This window comes from Blautia sp. MCC270 (assembly GCF_018785605.1).
Classification (GTDB): domain Bacteria; phylum Bacillota; class Clostridia; order Lachnospirales; family Lachnospiraceae; genus Blautia_A; species Blautia_A fusiformis.
On record NZ_WQQD01000029.1, the window covers coordinates 1 to 19,886 of the forward strand.

Sequence of the window (19,886 nt, forward strand, 5' to 3'; positions counted from 1 at the left end):
GCACTCCAAATATCAAAACATTACAGAATGTAACATAAAGAATCATCTACAAAATGTTCTATCTAAATGGCATTGGCCCGTTTTTCCCCCTCGCGCTCCCCCTTTCCGGGCACGCTATATTGTCGTACGCTGTGGGAATGTGTTAGTGTATTGGCACGGCGATGTATTCTACGGTATTGATGATGCTGCGCTATGCCGATGAGGATGCCGATGTATTCTACGGTATTGATAATGCTGCGCTATGCCGATGAGGATGCCGATGTATTCTACAATATCAATATCACATCTCGCCCCAGCGCCAATACATTACCACAACAACTCACCTCCAAGTCGACAGCGAAGCGCCTCGACCCATTCTTCCCCGGCAGGCCACAGGGAAACTCAGCCTTTCGTCCCAGTCATCCAGCGCAGCGCTGATGACCCATCCAACTCCCGGGAAACCACCTCACTTCCCACTCTGAACCAAATTCCCACTCCGTCTACTCATTTTCCTATCTGCTCCCTCCTTACCTGTAATCCCTCCCGCCATCGCCACTCTATCCCTTCCGCCCTGAAAAGCCAGCCCGTGAGGCGTGTGCTGTCTGTCACCGGACTCTGCAGGAGGGGAGCTGCTTCTTAGGCGCCGGAAATCTGCGTTGCTTCAAAAATTCTCGCTGTCTGAGCGGCTTCAGACGCGAGTTCGAGAATTTTTGAAGCGGTTTTAGCAGAATTCCGGCGCCTTAGAAGCCAGCCCCCGACGAAGCCCCGGTGACAGACAGCACACGCCTCACGGGCGTCCCCTTTCCCCCTTTCCCCCTTTTCCATTGCCCTCCCCACCCCAATATTGTATAATCATCTCATACAACATCCACCCCATTTTGTAACCCAAAATTACATTTAGTTTTTGCTGCATAACAAAAAACAGGAGGCCCAACCAAATGAAAAAAGAACCCAACCCACAGCACACCCTCTCCGTCTACTTCTGCGGCCAGGAAGACTGCGGCCCGAACCACTCCTTCGGCCCGGCCATGCGCCCACACTACCTTCTCCACGTGATCTTCCACGGCAAAGGCATCTACCAGTGCAGCGGCCACACCTACCATCTGAAAGCAGGCGACGCCTTTCTCATCCGCCCCATGGACTCCATCTACTACCGCGCCGACACCTCCTACCCCTGGAGCTATGCCTGGGCAGGCTTTGACGGCTCCGTCTGCAAAGAAATCCTGAAGCAAACCGTATTTTCCGACACCCCCATCTTCACCCCGGAAACACCCTCCCGGCAAAACAGCCTACTCACCCACATGCAAAGCCTACTTGACACCTTTTCCGAAAACAATGGAAACGACCTTGCCTCCACAGGAAACCTCCTCCTGATATTATCCGACATGCAAAAAAAGCCCTCCGAAAGCAGGACCGACATCTCAAACCTGTACTTTCAGAAAGCCTCCGAATACATTAGAAACAACTATGCCTACCCCATCCAGATTTCAGACGTGGCACACTACGTAGGAATCGACCGTTCCTATCTTTACCGAATCTTCATGGAACATGAAAACACCTCCCCAAAACAATATCTCCTGAAACACCGCCTCCAGATGGCAACCCAGCTTCTCTGCTCCTCCTCCTGCACCATCACAGAAGCAGCTCTCTCCTGCGGCTTCCGGGACGCTCCCTCCTTCTGCAACTACTTCCGCCAGGGAACCGGCTACACCCCAAAGGAATTCCGCAAAGCCTACAGCGGAACCATCTACACCTGACCAGACACCCGCACTCCGTCCTTTACCAGCTGGTCGGAAGATGATAGCTCCTAATCGCAGTTATAACAGCAGACCGAAACAATTCCATAACAGCAAAAAAAGACGGAAACCATCCCGCAGACTCTGCAAATGATCTCCGTCTTTTATTTTCCGGAAAAGAAATGCTTGATAAACACATACAAAACAATAATAAAAGCAAACACATAACCAAAGGCGCCCAACGCCGGAATCCCCCACAGCTTTGGTTTCATATCCGTAGTACAGATAATGCTGGAACTGATCAGAAGTGCCATCACCCACAGCCCCATCACAATATTCCGCACCAGCCGCCGCAAAAGCCACGCCAGATCATCCGAGGCATGAAGATCCAGATTGATCTTTGTCTGCCCTTTCATACAGCCCTGAAGAAAATCTGCTGCCAGAGAAGGAATATCCACTGCACGTTTCAGGGACCAGGCAAGATTTTTTCCTTCTTTTTTTATCTCACGCTTCCAGTTCCCGTTGCTGAACAACTGCTCCTTGAGCCTTGCTGCGGCAATCTGTGTCATATTGATGTCCGGACATATCTCAGCCAGAACCCCCTCCACATGAGTCAGTCCTCTCGCAAGCATGGTCAGTCCGTGAGGCATCATGATCTTATTTTCTTTCATGACCTCCATCAGGTCCACCATTACCTCTGCCACATCAATATTTCCCATATCCGCAGTACCATATTTCTCCATAAGTCCGCGGATATCCTCATAAAGCTTGCTGGAATCCGGTTTGCCTTTAAACTCCCCAAGAGCCAGGACTGCATCCTGGATCTTGCCGATGTTGTTCATGGCAACCCCTTCAATAGCTTCTGCGATCAGCTGACGATCGTGCTCTGTAAGCCGTCCCATCATTCCCATATCGATCCAGACAATCTTTCCATCCTGGATCCGCACGTTTCCCGGATGTGGATCCGCATGGAAAAAGCCATCCTCCATCACCTGTTTGATGAAATTATCCACATATTTCGTTCCAACCTCATTAAGATCATAACCATTGGCCAGAAGCGCAGCCTTGTCATTGACAGCAAAACCGTCAATATATTCCATCACAAGAATATGCGGCGAAATATACTCACGGTAGAGAATCGGTACTTTAACGAAAGCCACATCTTTGTTCTTTTTTGCAAATTCCGCCATATTTGCAGCTTCCGTCAGGAAATTCATCTCCTCCTGAGTCACAGTCCACAGTTCACTTAAAACCATGTTCAGATCCACCATGCCCTTAATGCTCACCGGCGGCATCAGGCGCACTGCTTTATGCATCAGGCCGATATCCCTGGCCATGGTCTCATAGATTCCTTTTCGCTGAACCTTGATCACAACCTCTTCACCTGTTTTCAGCGTGGCCCGATGCACCTGGGCAATCGATGCTGCTCCCAGAGGTTTCTGCTCAATATACTGAAATTCTGCCTGCCACGGACAGCCCATGGACTCTTCCAGTACCTCGATTACCTGGGAAAAAGGCATCGGCGGTACCTCTGAGCAGAGCTTCATCAGCTCGTCACAGTAGCGTTTCGGCAGAATATCGGAACGAAGAGACATGATCTGACCCAACTTAATATAAGTTGGGCCCAGATCTTCCAGTATGAGCCGGAGCTTCTCAGGAGAAACACCACGGGTAATGGCATGCTTTTTCAAAACGGCTGTAATCTCTCTCAGCCGCTCTCCATATCCGCCTTTCTCTTTTTTCTCCTTTTCTTCTCTGCCCATAAATTTCTCCATTTACTGCTTCGTCTGCGTTGTCGTTTAGTCAAGCGGATATTTGCGATCCGCAGTCGGTTACTCTGCTGCCTGTTCTTCGCTCCCGGTATCTTCTGCATTTTCTGTTTCCGCAGAAGCTTCCTGTACAGCTTCCTCTGCCGGTTCTTCTGCTGTCTCGGCTTTCTCCTCAGCAGCCTCGGCCTGCATGCGCTCGATCTGCGCCTTCACAGCAGCCAGCTGCTCCGGTGTCAGCCTGGAAATCGTTGCCTTCAGTTCTTCCTGATCATTCTTTCTGGCTGCAGATTCCTTTACAGAATCAGCAGCTGTCTTAACTGTTGATTTGATGTTATGCTTCAGCTCCTGATTAAGAACCTTACCCTGTTCAACCGTAAGCTCACCCTTTTTTACCAGTTCATCCAGGATTTCTTTGGATTTCTCTGCTGTCACTGCTGCTGTACCAATACCCACCAGTAAAATTTTCTTCAGTCCTTCACCTAATTCCATAATATTTTCTCCTTTCCTGAAACCGGCAGCTGCCGGACCATCACACCACAGTCCGACACCAGACCCTATCCTGAAACAAAAGTTTTCTGTTCCTGTCATATTCCCAGAAAAGCAAGTCCCTTGGGAACAAAAATGATCAGTCCGACGATCGCTGCCATGATCGCTGCGATCAGTACTGCTCCGGCCGCTGTGTCCTTGGCGATCTTTGCCAATGGGTGACGTTCCTCTGTGACCAGATCCACAACAGCTTCCACTGCCGTATTCACCAGCTCAAGCGCCATCACCATTCCGAACAGCCCTAGGCAGATGCACCACTCTGTCACGGAAATCCCAAGGATCAGTCCTGCGATCACCACAAGCGCTGCCACCATACAGTGGATCTTCATATTTCTTTCCTTGCGGATGCAGGTAAAAATCCCCTGAAACGCATATCCGAAGCTTTTATACAGCGGATCCTTCTTTCTGCCTGCCATGTTCCTCACCTGATTTCCTGTTTGAATTATTCCCTCCAACGGGAAGTATGGGATTATTATAACAAGTTTGTAGTAATATTTCCAGTATTCCGGAAAATTTATGAATATTTAAGGAGTATATGTGGTTATTCACAGACAACTGTTCAAGCAGATAAAAGCATCCGCATTCAGTTAAACCACACATACTCCTGATCCTGTTGCATATTCTGTAAAATTTTCGGATATCCTGAATTATTTTTCCGGATATATATACAGATGTCACATATTATTCCACATTTTTCAGTGCTTCATCCATGGGCACATGACGGATCCTCCGGAATTCCAGCACTGCTACCACTGCATAGGCTGCGATTCCGATCGCTGTCATTTTCACATAGATCATGGGATCCACCCACATGGTGATCCATCCCGAAATACTGGAAAGCATCATCTCGCGGAACAGCACTTCCATGATCTGCCGTTCAACCGGAAGGCTTAACAGCAGGCAGAACACCACCACAAGTGATGTGGAAAGTATATACAAACGGCTGATCTCACCATTTGTATAGCCCAGGATCTTGGTCATGGAAATCGACTGGGCATTTTTTTCGATGATGACCTTGGAAAGCAGATAGATCACCACCAGGAAAATGATCACGGAAAATCCATACATCATTCCCATCATATCTCCCATGGAAACATCCAGCTGCCTGGATATTTTTGTAAGAGCTTCCAGATCAATAACAGAGCCGATATATTTTGAAGGGATGTCCCGGATCTCTGTATCAGAGAAATATCCTCCAAAATAATCATCTCCAAATATCTATATGCGCTGTACCGGTCCGGCTCTTGCCAAAATCCAGTAAAACGTATATAATGTGGGAGTATCTGTATATTTTTAACCAAATAATCTTATTTTTAAAGGAGTGAATATTGAAAGTGGACCCCAGCGACACTTACCAGATAATCATATTACTTATTCTGCTGGCATTGTCAGCCTTTTTCTCATCTAACGAAACCGCGCTGATGTCGGTAAACAAGATCCGTCTCCGCTCTCTTGCAGACGAGGGAAACAAGCGTGCAGCCATGGCTCTCGATATCCTGGAGAACCAAACGCCCAAGCTTCTCAGTGCGATTCTCATCGGAAACAACATTGTGAACATTTCAGCTTCTTCCCTTGCAACCACACTTGCATACAGCTTTGGCGGATATATGGTCAGCATCGTGACGGTGATCCTGACGGTTCTGATCCTGATCTTCGGTGAAATTACCCCCAAGAACTACGCAACCATTAACTCTGAAAAGATCACCCTCCGCTATATCCCGGTCTTTAAATTTCTTATGACTATCATGACACCGGTGATCTTCATCATCAATCTCTTTTCAAGAGGTGTGATGCGCCTGATGCGTGTGGATCCGGATGCAGCCAGCAAGGCCATGACCGAGGAGGAGCTTCGTACTATCGTGGACGTCAGCCATGAGGACGGTGTCATTGAATCCGACGAAAAAGAAATGATCTACAATGTGTTTGATCTTGGAGATGCCACAGCCAAGGATATCATGGTTCCAAGAGTACATGTTACCTTTGCGGATGTGGAATCCACCTATGATGAGCTGATCGATATTTTCCGCGAGGATAAGTTCACGCGTCTGCCGGTTTATAAGGACAGCCAGAACAACATTGTGGGAATCATCAACATGAAGGATCTTCTTCTTTACGACAAAAATGAGGAATTTGTTATCGATCATTTCCTCCGGAAGCCGCATTTCACTTACGAAACAAAAAGCATTTCCGATCTTCTTGTGGAAATGAAGGACTCCACCTTCAACATTGCCATTGTACTGGATGAATACGGTGATATGGCCGGACTGATCACACTGGAGGATATCCTGGAGGAGATCGTGGGTGAGATCCATGACGAATACGATGAGAAGGAGGACGAGCTTGTCCAGAAGATTTCCGACCGGGAATATATCATCGAAGGTTCCATGCATCTGGATGACGTAAATGATCATCTGGATACGGAACTGGATTCCGAGGATTATGATTCCCTGGGTGGATTTATCATCGAACATCTGGATCGTCTGCCTGTTGCCGGTGACGAAGTGATCACAGAGGACGGAATCCGTCTGATCGTAGAAAAGCTGGATAAAAACCGTATCGAGAAAGTGCATGTCTACCTTCCGGAAAAAGATCCTGAAACACGGAATAATACCGAATCCTGAGCAAGCAGACTCCAGCTCCGTAACAATAAACAGCTGATGTACCGAAAAAATATTTAATACTTAATATCATCCATATCGGAACTGTTATCGTAATCCCCGGCTCACCCGTTGAGCCATCAGGATTTTTGATTGACAGTTCCGATATTTTATATTATAATGATAGAAAATTTTTATTCATATTTACTAAATGCAATGACAGGGAGTAGTACACAGTCTCCGGATGCACAGAGAGAAGATGGCCGGTGAGAATCTTCGTGACTGAACTGTGGAAGTAGCCCTCGAGCAGTGGACTGAACCATGGATCTTCATGCAGTAGGCTTCATCGTCATTCCCACGTTACAGGGAGGCAGTATAATTTTGTACTGGCAGAGAGCAGAGTTTTACCTCTGAAAACAGGTGGTACCGCGGAATCATCCGTCCTGAGCATATTTTATCCGATATGCCGGGACTTTTTTATTGGAAAAATTTCTCGCGGCAGCCCTTATCTGCTTAACTTTTCACATCATCAAAGGAGGGAACCAATTCATGAAACAGATTTCCGGAAACAAATTGCTTGTAAAAGCCTTAAAAGAAGAAGGCGTTGATGTTCTGTTCGGCTATCCTGGTGCCTGCACCATCGATATCAGCGATGAATTATATAAACAGAGCGGCATTGACATCATCCTGCCACGTCACGAGCAGGCCCTTGTACACGAAGCAGATGCCTATGCCAGAACTACCGGAAAGGTTGGCGTATGTCTCGTTACCAGCGGTCCCGGAGCTACCAACCTTGTTACAGGCCTTGCAACTGCCAACTATGACAGCGTTCCGCTTGTATGCTTTACCGGACAGGTTGCCCGTCACCTCATCGGAAACGATGCGTTCCAGGAGGTTGATATTGTCGGAATCACCAGAAGCATCACAAAATACGGTGTTACCGTCCGCAACCGTGAGGATCTTGGACGTATCATCAAGGAAGCCTTCTATATCGCACGCACCGGACGCCCAGGCCCGGTTCTCATCGACCTTCCAAAGGATGTAATGGCCGAGCTGGGAAGTGCTGAGTATCCAAAGACCGTCAATATCCGCGGCTACAAGCCTAACACCAGCGTGCATATCGGACAGCTGAAGCGTGCCCTCAAAATGCTGCAGAAGGCCAAAAAACCTCTGTTTCTTGCTGGCGGCGGTGTGATCATTTCCCGCGCGCAGGAGATTTTCACCCAGGTTGTTGAGAAAACTCAGATCCCGGTTGTCACAACCGTTATGGGACGTGGCGCCATTTCCACAAAGAACCCTCTGTTTATCGGAAATCTCGGTATGCACGGCGCTTATGCCGCAAATATGGCCGTGAATGAATGCGATCTTCTGTTTTCCATCGGAACCCGTTTTAACGACCGTATCACAGGCAAGCTCCATGAATTTGCCCCACATGCACAGATCGTCCACATCGATATTGACACCGCTTCCATTTCCAGAAATATCCATGTAGACATCCCCATCGTTGCCGATGCAAAAGAGGCAATAACAAAAATGAATGAATATGTCCAGGACTGTAATACCGGCAAATGGCTGAAGCAGATCCAGGAATGGAAGGAAGAGCATCCTCTTACCATGAAAGACCGTGGTATTATGGGACCGCTGGATATCATCGGCGAGATCAACCGCCAGTTTGACAAGGCCATTCTTGTTACCGATGTAGGTCAGCATCAGATGCTGGTGAGCCAGTATGCAGACATCACCGAGAACCGTCAGCTGATCATGTCCGGCGGACTTGGAACCATGGGTTACGGCCTTCCAGGTGCTATCGGTGCCAAGATCGGTAATCCGGATACACCGGTCATCTCCGTTTCCGGTGACGGCGGCATGCAAATGAACATTCAGGAGCTGGCTACCGCAGTTCTGGAGGAGCTTCCGATCATCTGCTGTATCTTTAATAATGAATATCTCGGAATGGTCCGCCAGTGGCAGAAGCTTTTCTACGGAAAACGTTACGCCATGACAAATCTGAAGGCCGGTGCGCTCTCCCGCCGCACAGGCGGTCAGGAATATCCGGAATACACACCGGATTTCATCCGTCTCGCAGAGAGCTATGGGGCAAAGGGTATCCGCGTAACTGAGAAGGATCAGATTGCGGCTGCTTTCGAAGAGGCTAAGAAGAATACAAAAACTCCTACGATCATCGAATTTATCATTGATCCGGAGGAAATGGTTTACCCGATGGTCAAGCCGGGCGGCACCCTGGCTGATCTGATCATGGATTGTTAGGAGGAATGAATGATGGATAAAGGAATGAAAAAAAGATGGATCTCTCTCTACGTTGAAAACCAGGTCGGTGTTCTTTCCAAGATTTCCGGTCTTTTCTCCGGAAAGTCCTATAACCTGGACAGTCTTACAGTTGGAACCACGGAGGACCCAACAGTTTCCAGAATGACCATCGCCACAGTCAGCGATGATGAAACCTTTGAGCAGATCAAAAAACAGCTGAACCGTATGATCGAGGTGATCAAGGTTATTGATTTTACAGACGTGTTCGTTCGAATGAAGGAGATCCTTTACATCAAGGTAAAGGGCTGCTCCCCGGAAGATAAAGTAGAACTTTTCCAGATTGCTGAGACTTTCAAGGCACGTGTCATCGACTATGGAAAAGACAGCCTCCTTCTGGAATTCGTCCAGACCGCAACCAAAAATGACGCGGTCATCAAGCTTATCAAAGAAGAGTTCAAGCATATCGAAGTTGTCCGCGGCGGAAGTGTCGGAATTGAGTCTATCAGTATGATGGAGAGATAAAAGCTGAATAATACCACGATATAGAAACAACGGGAAGATGATCTCTTCCGCAAACAGCGCCAGCTGCTGCGGAGGGATTTCTTCCGGCACAAGACTTCCACCTGTTGCCCGTGCAATATGTATGGCATTTTCCATTTTTTTCAACAAGTCCCTGGGCTTTCAGGTATTCTTTTACGGTTTCTTCCTGATTCAGCCTGATCGGTCCCTGGAAAGCTGCACATGCACTTGGTTCCAGGAAAATATCTTCTGTATGCTTCAGTACTTCATAAATACCTCCTCTTGCTTTGACTGAGCCCGCAATAGCAAGGTGACTGTCCTGCTTCAGAAGAAGCCCTATGTTCATAATATTACGTCCTTTTCCAAAATAAACATACCCTGAAACACCAGAAGTCCCGGGTACTCTTATGTTAGCACCCATTTCCACATGTTTCAAAGTATTTTCTTACATTTCTATCTCACACGCTGCCAGTATTCCTGCCGGAAGAAGTAAACTTCCCACCATTTTTCCAAGTCGTATATTCACAGCCTCCAGTTCTTTTCCTTTGTTCAGCAGAATCAGGACAATTCTGCCATCTGGAGTTCGATATGCCACTGTGTCTATCTGTTCTGTAAATTTTGTAGTCTGAACACGTACTGATCCCGGACAGATAAAATGTGAAAACATCTCATACTGTTCCTGTGTTTTCTGCGGAAGCAGTTTCTTCTTTTCAACGTCGTATAAAAACGGAGCATGACAGTAATTTCCTACATGGTTCGGTCCACCCTTTTCGTCCAGCAGAAGATTCCAGTCATAGAAAGCACACATTCCATGATTCAGATCTCCGATAATTTCATGGCATAATTTATTTGTTACACTTTCGATATTTTTCTCATCGAAAATACTATATTCCAGGCAGCTCTCTGACATGATAAGCTTCAGTTCCGGATACAGGCGACGTACCAGTTCCAGACCCTCAAAGTGATCTCCGCTGTACCAGTGAAAAGCAGCTCCGCTTACCATTTCTCTGGTCTCTTCATCCACAGTATCTCTGACCCTCTCATAAATTCTCTCTTTATTATGATCCCAGATAAACACTTCTATGTTCTCAAATCCATGAGATTTCATTGTCGGATAAAGGAAATCCCGAAGGAAACTCTTTTCTTCTTCTGCAGTAAACAGACAAGAATCCCATGTCTGTACTGCCTTTGGTTCATTCTGAATAGAAATGCGCTGCACCTCAAATCCTCTGTTCTGGAATTCCCTTATATACCGGCAAATATATTCAGCCCAGAGTTTCCGGTATTCTGGTTTCAGTTTTCCGCCTCCTGTACGTTTCCCATTTGTTTTCATAAAAGCAGGCGGTGACCATGGAGTCAGCATCAGTTTCAGATTTTCTCCTGCTGTTTTCTTCGCATCTTCAAGCATTGGAAGAATATATTTTTCTGTCCGCTCAAAAGAGAAACTTTTCAGTTCCGTATCCTCCGAATTTGACATTGCTTCATAAAGACCAAGCGAAAAATCACAACTGTCCATGTGCACACGTACCAGACGATAGTTCATTTTTTCCGGAGAGAAATACGTTTCTATTACTTTCTTTTTCTGTTCATCATTCATCAGCGAATAGATATATCCTGCTGCTTCTGTGACTGCACCTCCAAATCCCTCAAACGTTTCATAGCTCAGCTCTGGATAAATATTCACTACCTGACTCTCAATACCACGAATATCTTCAGTCATTTCAATCGTCTGCTCAAAATTTCTCTCTCTGCCAAACACAGGTGATTTTGCATAATATTTCAGTTTCATTCCTGTACCTCCATCTCTTTTTCTACTTTTCCTTCGGACGTTTCCAGCTTTATATGAATTTCTTTATTCTCTCTGTACCATTCTACATTAACCATTCCTTTCGGAGTGATCACCTGTCCTCTGGCTGATTTCAGATATCCAGGCACCGGTTTTACTTCCATCTTTTCATATCCCGGTGCTGACGGGCGAATTCCAAGAATCACCGATGGAAGTTCATACAGGATCAGTGCACCCCACGCATGGCATTCACTTCGTTCCTGTACTTCATCTTCTACGCAAGTTGTTGTATACTTATCAATCATCCTCTGCCAGATATTCCAGTAAGATTCTGTCAATTCATACATTCCTGTTTTTTCCAGTGCTCTAAATAAATAGTATACCATAGCAACAGAACACTGTGAATATTTTTCCTTATAAAGAATTGTCTTTCTGAGATTCTCTTTCGCCTGCTCACCTGCAACCGTGTCTGTCAGAACAGCAAACACCTGTGTGTGCTGGCTGTACTCCTCAATTCCCGGTCCATCCTGTAACATTCCATCTTTTCCTGTGCAGAATGTTCTCACCGCCTCCTGCACCTGTTCTGCTCTTTGCATCAAAAGTGCACTTTGTTCTTTTCGGTCCAGATACTCCGCTATCTTCGCAGCTTTCTGAAGTCCCAGAATGTACAGAAGACTCTCCATCGTTACAGGTCCTTTCAGTACTGCAGGTGGTATTCCAGTTGTATTTTCCCACTCCACAGCCCAGTCAATAAAAGACCAGAAGCGTGCCTTTCCATTAAGTCCTCCAATTTTTTCCACATATCCTTTTGAATTCCTGTTTCGATGGAAGAACTGCAGAATCCCTTCCACCGTCGGCATATGGTTCTCCAGTAATTCCTTATCTCCAAAGTACATCATATGGTCATACAGCATCAGGATATAGTAAATAGAAAATCCCGGTATTACACTGGCATCGTACCTTGGTGCAGCACAGTTTAACAAACCATCATACCTCTGTGACCTTCTGAAATCTTCCATACATTTTCTGGCAAGTCGGTCATCAGCAGAAATTGCATAAGTATACAGAATCTGTGCTCTTATATCCATAGCATACTGCAGCTGTTCATAAAACGGGCAGTCTTCATAAGTTTCATGCATACAGCAGCGTAATGTCCTTTCACTGATCTCCCAGATTTTTTTGAAGCGTTCATCCGATGCATCTGCTTTTGTCTGAACGTTCAAAGAATATCCTGTTTCCGTGTAAGTAAAGTTTCTTAATACCAGTGGTTCTTCATAAGTTTTCATTTCAAACCGTATAAAACGAAATGTCCGAAACCAGAATGGTTCATAAACTTCCGGACTTTCTTTTGTTCCGAATCCGGCACATATATAGTGGTCTGTAAATCCTGCAAGAAATCCTGCTTTGTAATCTTCTCGGTTTCCCTTTACAGGAACTTTCAGATCACCTCGTTCTCCTCCAAGTACATATCCTTCTGACTGAAGAATAGAAATCTGCGCCTTTGCACCCTGTTCTAATGCCAGATGCAGATATGCGGTTCTCTCTACACCTGCACTGATTTCAACTGACACTTTTGCATTCGGCGGAATCAGAATACTCTGTTCACCGTTCAGAAATTTCTGCCATTCTTCTTTTGAGATAATTTTATCCTGCGTCTGTACAACGTCTCCAAACCTGCTTTCTTTTCGAAACAGAAACGGTATGGGTCTTTTTTGCAGATTTCCCGGACTAACTGCCTGATTCATATCTGAATATCTGTAAGGTGCTTCCCAGCCTTCTGTATCATATCCCGGATTCATCCATCCTGCCTGCCAGAGTGCACCCCTGGTATTTTCCAGGATCTGAAGTGGTGCAAACAGTTCCGACTCCGATACAATGTGAAAGTTTTCATCTTTTCTTACTTTCCATCCGTCTCTGGCATCCAGACTGTACTCTTTTCCTTCATCATCCAGAATTTTTCCTTCTGCAAAAAATCCCGGGAATTCCGTCCGGTAAATTCCGAAGCAGCCCTTATTCTGAACCGTTGGATATCTCAACACACGAACAGCCAGCACGTTTTTTCCTTTTTTCAGATAAGGCATCAGATTTACCTTGTCTGCAAACCAGATCTGTCTGTCTCCTTTGCATGGTCCGATTTCTGCCAGTTGTCCATTCACATATAATTTATATCTTGAATCTGCTGAAACCTGAATAATTCCCTTCTGTGGCATCCTCTGGATATCAATTTCTTTTCGAAACAGAACAAGTGCCGCTTCTTCTTTATCCTCTGCTGTCCAGTTTCTCATCCAGATCCAGTTTGTTTTTGTCTCCGCCATAGTTCTTGTTCTCCTGTTTCTTAAACTATATTTACCAGTTAAAGTAAATGGGCAATGCCCATTCTGCACTGCCCATTTTCATTATCAGCCTTTTACAGCTCCACCTGTCAGTCCTTCTACAATCTGTGAAGAGAACAGGAAATATAATAATTGGAATCAACGTAATTACTACTGCTACCATGGATTCACTCATATATCGTGTAAACTGACCGATATATCTGTAAATCGCAAGAGTCAGAGTTGTTACTTTTTTGTCTCCCAACAATACCATTGGCATATAGAAATCATTCCACTGTCCGATTGCAGTTATTAAGGCCATAGTAAACATGACCGGTTTGCAGATTGGAAGAATGATTTTGAAAAATACTACCAGGTCATGACAGCCGTCCAGTCTTGCAGACTCTTCGATTGCCGTCGGAATTGTCCGGAAAAACTTCTGAAAGATCAGACAGGACATTGAAATTCCGGAAATATATATCAGTATCATTCCCAGAAGGTTGTTCAGCAGCCCAATCTTTCTCAGGATCAGAAACAGCGGCAGAATACTTACCTGAACAGGAACCATCATACCAATCATAAAATAACTGGACAGAAGTCTCTTTCCTTTAAACTCATATCTGGCAATGCCGTAAGCGGCCATAGAGGAAAGAAGGATACAGCCTGCAGTTCCACATACCGTCAAAATCATACTGTTCATAAAATATCTGAGAAAATCATTGTTGAACACTGCCGCATAGCTGGAAAAAGAAATTTTCTTCGGCAGCCCGATAAAGTTTGTAACAAAATCCGTCTGACTTTTGAGAGAATCTATTACCGTTACTCCAATTACAAAAATTGTAAAAAATGTAAATAAGATCAGAATCAGGCTGACTATATAGCGTATTATTTTTCCGCTAGTAGAAAGCACTCCTGAGCTGGAGGAAACTTCCTGTGCTTTTGCTTTTTTGCCATTATATTTTCCTCCTTAATTGTCATACTCAAATTTCGAAAGTACTTTGTTCTGTATAAAGGTTACAATCAGCATGATCAGGAACATCACAATACAGATTGCCGCACCAAATCCCAGGTCTGATTTTCCATTCAGTCCACTTCCAAAGGTATATCGGTAGAATACTGTATTTGCAAAATCCAAACATCCACTTACACCTCCGTTGGTTCCTCCCAAAATAAACGGAAAGTCAAACACTGCCAGTGCCCAGATGGTACTCATGGTAATAATCGATGCACAGGATGGCAGAGACAGCGGCAGAAGTACATAGAGGAATCTCTGCCACTCTTTGCAGCCGTCCACACGGCACGCTTCCATAACATCCTGAGAAATATCCATAAAGTTTGAATAAAAGATCATAATACCAGATCCAGAACCTTGCCAGAGTACCATAAGCATCAACAGTTTAAATGCCCAGTGGGTGTCTCCAAACCATGCTCCCGCACTCATTCCCATTTTTGCAAGAATGTTATTCAGGAATCCCAGGTTCGGGTCAAATATCAGTGTTGCAAAAAATCCAACGATCGTGGAGCTGATAACGTATGGTAAGAATACCATAAACTTAATATACTTCCATGCTGGAATCTACGCCTCCCCAGAATGAATCACCTGCCCCAGTCGTGTCGACCGCATGTGTCTGAAATGCTTTGATGATTTCTTTTCTGCTTTTTGTTGCCATAAGAACGCTTTGTTCTCACAATGTAATGGCAACCAGCTTTGGTCCCATGGCAAGGAGTTGATCTGTAGCCTGCTCATAACTTTTCGCCTCTGTCAACAGAGTACTCTCTTCATCTGATACCTTCATAACATCTACCAATTCTATGACAGATCTCATTTTTTTCACTGCATACTCTTTGCTCTTCCAAAGAGATGAGCGATAATTTGGATCATAGGAAGCAACTCTCCCAATGCCACGATATCAACTTTTTCTTCCATTTTTCAGTTCCTCCACAATCTCGTTATAACGTTTTTTATTTAACCGGTAGAAAAATAATACAACCGCAGTCACAATCCACAGTACACCCGGAATCGTCGTAAATGCATGTTTCATAATTGAAAGTACAATTGCATTTTGTGTCTGATTTGCAATATAACCATATTTTCCAAGTAATCCTGCTAAAAGTGCTGTTCCAACTGCCATTCCGATTTTATTTCCAAGTGAAATAAATGCATACTGAAAACCGTCATTTCTAAGTCCGGTTTTCCACTCCCCATATTCCACACAGTCTGGAATAATTGCATAGATTGCGGTATTAAATCCAGAGAAGAAAAACTGTGTGAGACCAGATAATGCATAAAAAATAGCTGGTGATTCTTTGGCATTGAAGAAAAACATAAACAACATGGAAATTCCTGTAAATAAAGCAAAGAGAGATGCTGTTCTTCCTTTGTTATTCAACTTGCGGAATAATGGTTGAAAACAGGCTGCCCCGATGATAGAAGGAATAATAATGCACATCGAATAAGTTGTGTAGTAGGAGGCATTCCCTTCCACATATGTAAAATAATACAGAATATCTGCGTTTCTACCATACAATGTAAATCCAAATAATATCTGTCCTGCCAATGCAAGAAGATATGGTCTGTTCTGCATAACTGCTTTCAACTGTATCTTTACAGAAATTTTTTCTTTTTCCGGAGTAATCACTGCCTCTTTCGTCTTCGCAAAGCAGAAGAAATGACAGGCTGTAAAAATACATCCATATATGACCGCCACCGTCAGATATCCTGTCTTTGCACTGTGACTGCCGAATTTGCTGAGCAGTGGAACTGTGATAATATTTAACACACCAATTGCAATCATCGCTGCAACCGAACGGGATGTATTTATTTTTGCACGTTCATCAATATCCTGTGTCATAGCACCACACAAGGTTCCATATGGAATATTCACACAGGTATACCCCAAAACCAGCAGACAATATGTAATTACCATATAAATGATCTTTCCATTCTGCGGCCAGTCGGGTCTTGCCCAGAATGTCATAACAAGAAGAATCGCTGTAATTGGTGCCGCTACTAACAGCCATGGACGGTACCGTCCCCATCTCGATTTTGTTTTATCCGTAAGTCCCCCGACGATTGGATCATTGATCGCATCCCAAAATCTTGAAAAAAGCATAAGTGCTGACACAGCCGCCATACTGATTCCGAACACGTCTGTATAAAATATCATCAGAAAATTACTGACGAACATCCAGCTAAAATTACATCCGACATCACCAAACCCATATGCAATCTTACTGATCAGCGGTACTTTTCCATTTTTGTTTTCGCTTCCCATATGTCCCTCCTATTTTTATCAGAGTTTCTGACAGAACTCTATTCTTTCCTCATTTGGTCCCTTGATCATAAAAAACTTCACACCATTTTCCCAAAATGGCAGTTCTTCGATTCCGTCTGTAATAATTGTGTATTTTTCATTGCAGATTTTCTGATACATACTTTCAATGTCTTCCACATCAAGTGCAACATGTTGGTACGCACCGTCTGACATTGCCGCCTGCCCATTTTCAAAAGTCTCTATACAGTAATTTTTTATCTGTAAAAATGCCACTTTTTCCCCTGCTTTTTCATTATAAGACTGCATAATTACTTCAAATCCAAGACTCTTATAAAACTCAACTGTTTTCTGCAAATCGTTTGTCGGAAGCCCGACATGGGCAACTCCGACAATTCCATATTTATTTTCCATACGAACTCCTTACTTTTCACTGACGTTGATAATTACTTTCATCGTTGTCTCGCGGTTATCATCAATATACTGGTATGCCTTCAGATAATCTTTAAAAGCAAATGTCTTTGAGATGAGCGGTTTCAAATGAACTTTACCCTCATTTACCAGTCTGATTCCATCTATGTAATCATCATGGCGGTACATCATCGTGCTCTTAATGTCAAGTTCGTGGTCATTTGCCACTGCAAGATCTACTTCTGCCATTCCTGCAAAAACAGCCACCAGTACGATCGTGCTTCCTTTTCTTGCATATTTAATTGCCTGTCCCATTGTGATATTGTTTCCGGCACAGTCGTAGATCACATCTGCCTTATCCGGTCCAAATGCTTCGATCATTGCCTCACCGAAGTCTTTATTTTGGGTATTCACACACACATCAATTCCACATTCTTTTGCCTTTGCCAGTCTAAGATCACTGATATCTGTGATCATCACTTTCGCTGCCCCCATTCCTTTTGCTGCCTGTGCCACGAGATTTCCAATCGGTCCTGCTCCAAGGACTGCAATATTCATGCCAGCCACATCGCCCATCTGTTTTACACCATGGACTGCCACAGCAAGAGGTTCGATCATAGCTCCTTCTTCATAGGACATATCTTCTGGAATAGGTGTTACTTTAGATGCATCCACTGCAAAATACTCAGATGCTGTTCCTGTCGTCTGAAATCCCATTACTTTTAATTCCTCACAGAGATTATACTTTCCATGACGACATGGATAGCAATGTCCACAATATACCTGAGGCTCTATCGTCACCTTCTGTCCCACATGAAACTCTGTGACATTTTTTCCAAGTTCTGTAATCTCACCGGAAACCTCATGTCCCTGTGTTACCGGATATTTTGTAAACGGATGTTTTCCATGATAAACATGAATATCTGATCCACAAACACCAATATTCATAATCTTTACCAACACCTGATTTTCCTTTACCTCCGGAACCGGAACCTCTCTGAAAATAATTTCTCCTGGATTTGTCATTACCTGCTGTAACATAACTGTTTTCTCCTTTTTTATCATAATTGTTTCTTCCTTATTTATATTGTTTTATTTTATCTTTTATAAATTATTTTATTAAAGTAATTACATTATTGCCCTGTAAACACAATTTGTCAATATGTTTTTTCATATTTTTATATATTTCATAATTTCAAAATACATTTTTTGTATATTTTTTACAATTAACACGCAAAAAAACGGAAAGAAAACCATAGTTACTGTTTTCTTTCCGTTTTTTACTATAATATCTTTTTCTAATTTTACACAACTTCTCGTTTTTCACACATATAAAGCGGACATCTGCATTCACTTTGCAACCTGTCAGTGGGAGCTTTTAACTCCAACAGAGTGAACATCCCCTTACCCAACGCTTGATGCCCTGCGCACCAGATGCGGTGGACTGCTTATCTGCGTTCAAAAAATTTACAATTCTGCCATATGTTTTGTAAAAAAGTATTTCGCGGCTCCAACAGCCGACGCTTCTTTCTTATACGAACAATTTTTTAAGTATGAAACATCATGCTCAAAGCCATTATATGCCATCACTTTTTCTCCCAGTGGTATCATATAATCTGACAATACACCTCCCACATCACCTCCTAGTATGATATCCATATCATATGCCATCCGCAGATTTGATATCAAAACAGCAAGATGATCCAGATACTCATTCCATGTCTGCAAAATTTTTTCATCACCACTTTCAATTTTTTCCATAAATGCATCCAGTGACTGCCTGTTATCTTGTGTCAGTACACTTGCAGCACAATATGCATCTGCACATCCTGCTTTACCACAATAACACTTTCTTCCACCGGGAACGAGTATCATGTGACCAAACTCACCTGCTTTCTGGTTCTGCCCTCGAAACAGCTTTCCATCTATGCAGAATGCGCCTCCTAAGGTGTGGTTCAAAGACAGATATATCGCATTTGGATACTTTTGCTTTTTTTCTGCAAGCATTGCAGCATTAGCATCGTTTTCAAAATATACTGGAATTTCCAAAGCCTGCTCTAAAAAGCGCAGACTATAATTCTCTATACCTAAAGCATGGGATTTTAAAACGATCCGTTCTTTCTGATCAATAATTCCCGGAATCGCCACTCCAATCCCAAGTAGCGTATCCTTCGCTAATTCGCCTTCAAGAAAAGTTTTGACCTTTTGTGCCACTTCTGTACAATAGGATAATTCTGCCGTAAATTTTAAACGGATGCGATCTTTTTTTATAATCTCATCTCCAAGATTTACTAATACCATTTCTATATGATTCGCTGTAATCAAAATTCCCATTGCATGACAGTATGACTTATTAATCCCTATACTTTTTGCCTTTCGTCCACCGGTCGAAGCATATTCCCCAGTTTCTTCCAACACCATTTTTTCTAACAAGTCATTCACATTTGCTAACACAGTCGGCATACTCAAATTTAAATCTTTTGCGATTCCCGCCTTGGATGTAATATGATTGTTCAGCACATAATTAATTATTCTTTTTCTTGTTATATTTTTTTTATCTTTATTTTCCGTTTTCTTACCCTCTTTTATTAAATATATTATAAAAGAATTATATGCTTTTTTATTCTTCTTGTAAAGCAATGTTTTATAATAAATCTCCGACAAAATTTATCTTATAAACAGCAAAAAGCT

General features: G+C 43.7%; 16 protein-coding genes, 2 pseudogenes and 1 other annotated feature. Of the genes and pseudogenes, 4 read left to right on the top strand and 14 right to left on the bottom strand.

What is annotated here, in order from left to right:
• The first annotated feature begins 917 nt into the window (after positions 1-917).
• Positions 918-1,736: an AraC family transcriptional regulator gene (locus GPK58_RS09195; protein WP_215638548.1), complete on the top strand. Its 819-nt coding sequence runs from the start codon at positions 918-920 to the stop codon at positions 1,734-1,736.
• Positions 1,737-1,879: 143 nt separating this feature from the next.
• On the opposite strand, the gene GPK58_RS09200 is transcribed toward GPK58_RS09195, so the two are convergent.
• The 4 genes and pseudogenes from GPK58_RS09200 to GPK58_RS09215 form a co-directional block, all read right to left on the bottom strand.
• Positions 1,880-3,478 carry an ABC1 kinase family protein gene (locus GPK58_RS09200; protein ID WP_044962114.1) on the bottom strand — a complete coding sequence of 533 codons (1,599 nt, stop codon included), beginning with the start codon at positions 3,476-3,478 and terminating at the stop codon, positions 1,880-1,882.
• Positions 3,479-3,547: 69 nt separating this feature from the next.
• Positions 3,548-3,973 carry a hypothetical protein gene (locus GPK58_RS09205; protein ID WP_180211336.1) on the bottom strand — a complete coding sequence of 142 codons (426 nt, stop codon included), beginning with the start codon at positions 3,971-3,973 and terminating at the stop codon, positions 3,548-3,550.
• A 95-nt stretch (positions 3,974-4,068) separates the two neighbouring features.
• Positions 4,069-4,446, bottom strand: a complete 378-nt coding sequence (locus GPK58_RS09210) for a diacylglycerol kinase family protein (RefSeq protein ID WP_021652500.1) — start codon at positions 4,444-4,446, stop codon at positions 4,069-4,071.
• 265 nt (positions 4,447-4,711) lie between these two features.
• Positions 4,712-5,242, bottom strand: a pseudogene (locus GPK58_RS09215) (FtsX-like permease family protein); the annotation flags it as partial.
• Positions 5,243-5,364: 122 nt separating this feature from the next.
• Between GPK58_RS09215 and GPK58_RS09220 the strand changes: the two are divergent.
• The 3 genes from GPK58_RS09220 to ilvN all read left to right on the top strand — a co-directional run bounded on the left by GPK58_RS09220 (position 5,365) and on the right by ilvN (position 9,417).
• On the top strand, positions 5,365-6,651 hold the full coding sequence (locus tag GPK58_RS09220; protein WP_215638567.1) for an HlyC/CorC family transporter: 1,287 nt from the start codon (positions 5,365-5,367) through the stop codon (positions 6,649-6,651).
• A 183-nt stretch (positions 6,652-6,834) separates the two neighbouring features.
• Positions 6,835-7,076: a binding site (T-box leader), on the top strand.
• Positions 7,077-7,176: 100 nt separating this feature from the next.
• The gene (gene ilvB, locus GPK58_RS09225) at positions 7,177-8,895 is read left to right on the top strand and encodes a biosynthetic-type acetolactate synthase large subunit (protein ID WP_215638549.1); all 1,719 of its coding nucleotides are present in this window, start codon (positions 7,177-7,179) and stop codon (positions 8,893-8,895) included.
• Positions 8,896-8,907: 12 nt separating this feature from the next.
• Positions 8,908-9,417 (top strand): acetolactate synthase small subunit, encoded by a 510-nt coding sequence (ilvN, locus tag GPK58_RS09230; protein ID WP_015526065.1) that lies wholly within the window; start codon positions 8,908-8,910, stop codon positions 9,415-9,417.
• Here the strand turns inward: ilvN and GPK58_RS09235 are convergent.
• The 10 genes and pseudogenes from GPK58_RS09235 to GPK58_RS09280 form a co-directional block, all read right to left on the bottom strand.
• Positions 9,398-9,760, bottom strand: coding sequence for a hypothetical protein (locus GPK58_RS09235; RefSeq protein ID WP_215638569.1), 363 nt, complete (start codon positions 9,758-9,760; stop codon positions 9,398-9,400). The two genes, ilvN and GPK58_RS09235, sit on opposite strands and share 20 nt — an antisense overlap.
• A gap of 99 nt (positions 9,761-9,859) precedes the next feature.
• On the bottom strand, positions 9,860-11,203 hold the full coding sequence (locus GPK58_RS09240; RefSeq protein ID WP_118608123.1) for a glycoside hydrolase family 30 protein: 1,344 nt from the start codon (positions 11,201-11,203) through the stop codon (positions 9,860-9,862).
• Complete coding sequence (locus tag GPK58_RS09245; protein WP_118608124.1) at positions 11,200-13,515, bottom strand: alpha-L-rhamnosidase-related protein; 2,316 nt, start codon at positions 13,513-13,515, stop codon at positions 11,200-11,202. Before GPK58_RS09245 ends, GPK58_RS09240 begins: the two co-directional genes overlap by 4 nt.
• 31 nt (positions 13,516-13,546) lie before the next feature.
• On the bottom strand, positions 13,547-14,212 hold the full coding sequence (locus tag GPK58_RS09250; RefSeq protein ID WP_215638550.1) for a carbohydrate ABC transporter permease: 666 nt from the start codon (positions 14,210-14,212) through the stop codon (positions 13,547-13,549).
• Positions 14,213-14,479: 267 nt separating this feature from the next.
• On the bottom strand, positions 14,480-15,061 hold the full coding sequence (locus tag GPK58_RS09255) for a carbohydrate ABC transporter permease (RefSeq protein ID WP_215638551.1): 582 nt from the start codon (positions 15,059-15,061) through the stop codon (positions 14,480-14,482).
• A 4-nt stretch (positions 15,062-15,065) separates the two neighbouring features.
• Positions 15,066-15,338 (bottom strand): annotated as a pseudogene (locus GPK58_RS09260) (carbohydrate kinase family protein).
• Positions 15,339-15,422: 84 nt separating this feature from the next.
• On the bottom strand, positions 15,423-16,787 hold the full coding sequence (locus GPK58_RS09265) for an MFS transporter (RefSeq protein WP_015526067.1): 1,365 nt from the start codon (positions 16,785-16,787) through the stop codon (positions 15,423-15,425).
• 18 nt (positions 16,788-16,805) lie between these two features.
• Positions 16,806-17,198: a VOC family protein gene (locus tag GPK58_RS09270; protein WP_008369413.1), complete on the bottom strand. Its 393-nt coding sequence runs from the start codon at positions 17,196-17,198 to the stop codon at positions 16,806-16,808.
• A 9-nt stretch (positions 17,199-17,207) separates the two neighbouring features.
• Positions 17,208-18,236 (bottom strand): zinc-dependent alcohol dehydrogenase, encoded by a 1,029-nt coding sequence (locus GPK58_RS09275; RefSeq protein WP_044962122.1) that lies wholly within the window; start codon positions 18,234-18,236, stop codon positions 17,208-17,210.
• 426 nt (positions 18,237-18,662) lie between these two features.
• On the bottom strand, positions 18,663-19,835 hold the full coding sequence (locus GPK58_RS09280; protein ID WP_330606101.1) for an ROK family protein: 1,173 nt from the start codon (positions 19,833-19,835) through the stop codon (positions 18,663-18,665).
• Positions 19,836-19,886 lie beyond the last annotated feature (51 nt).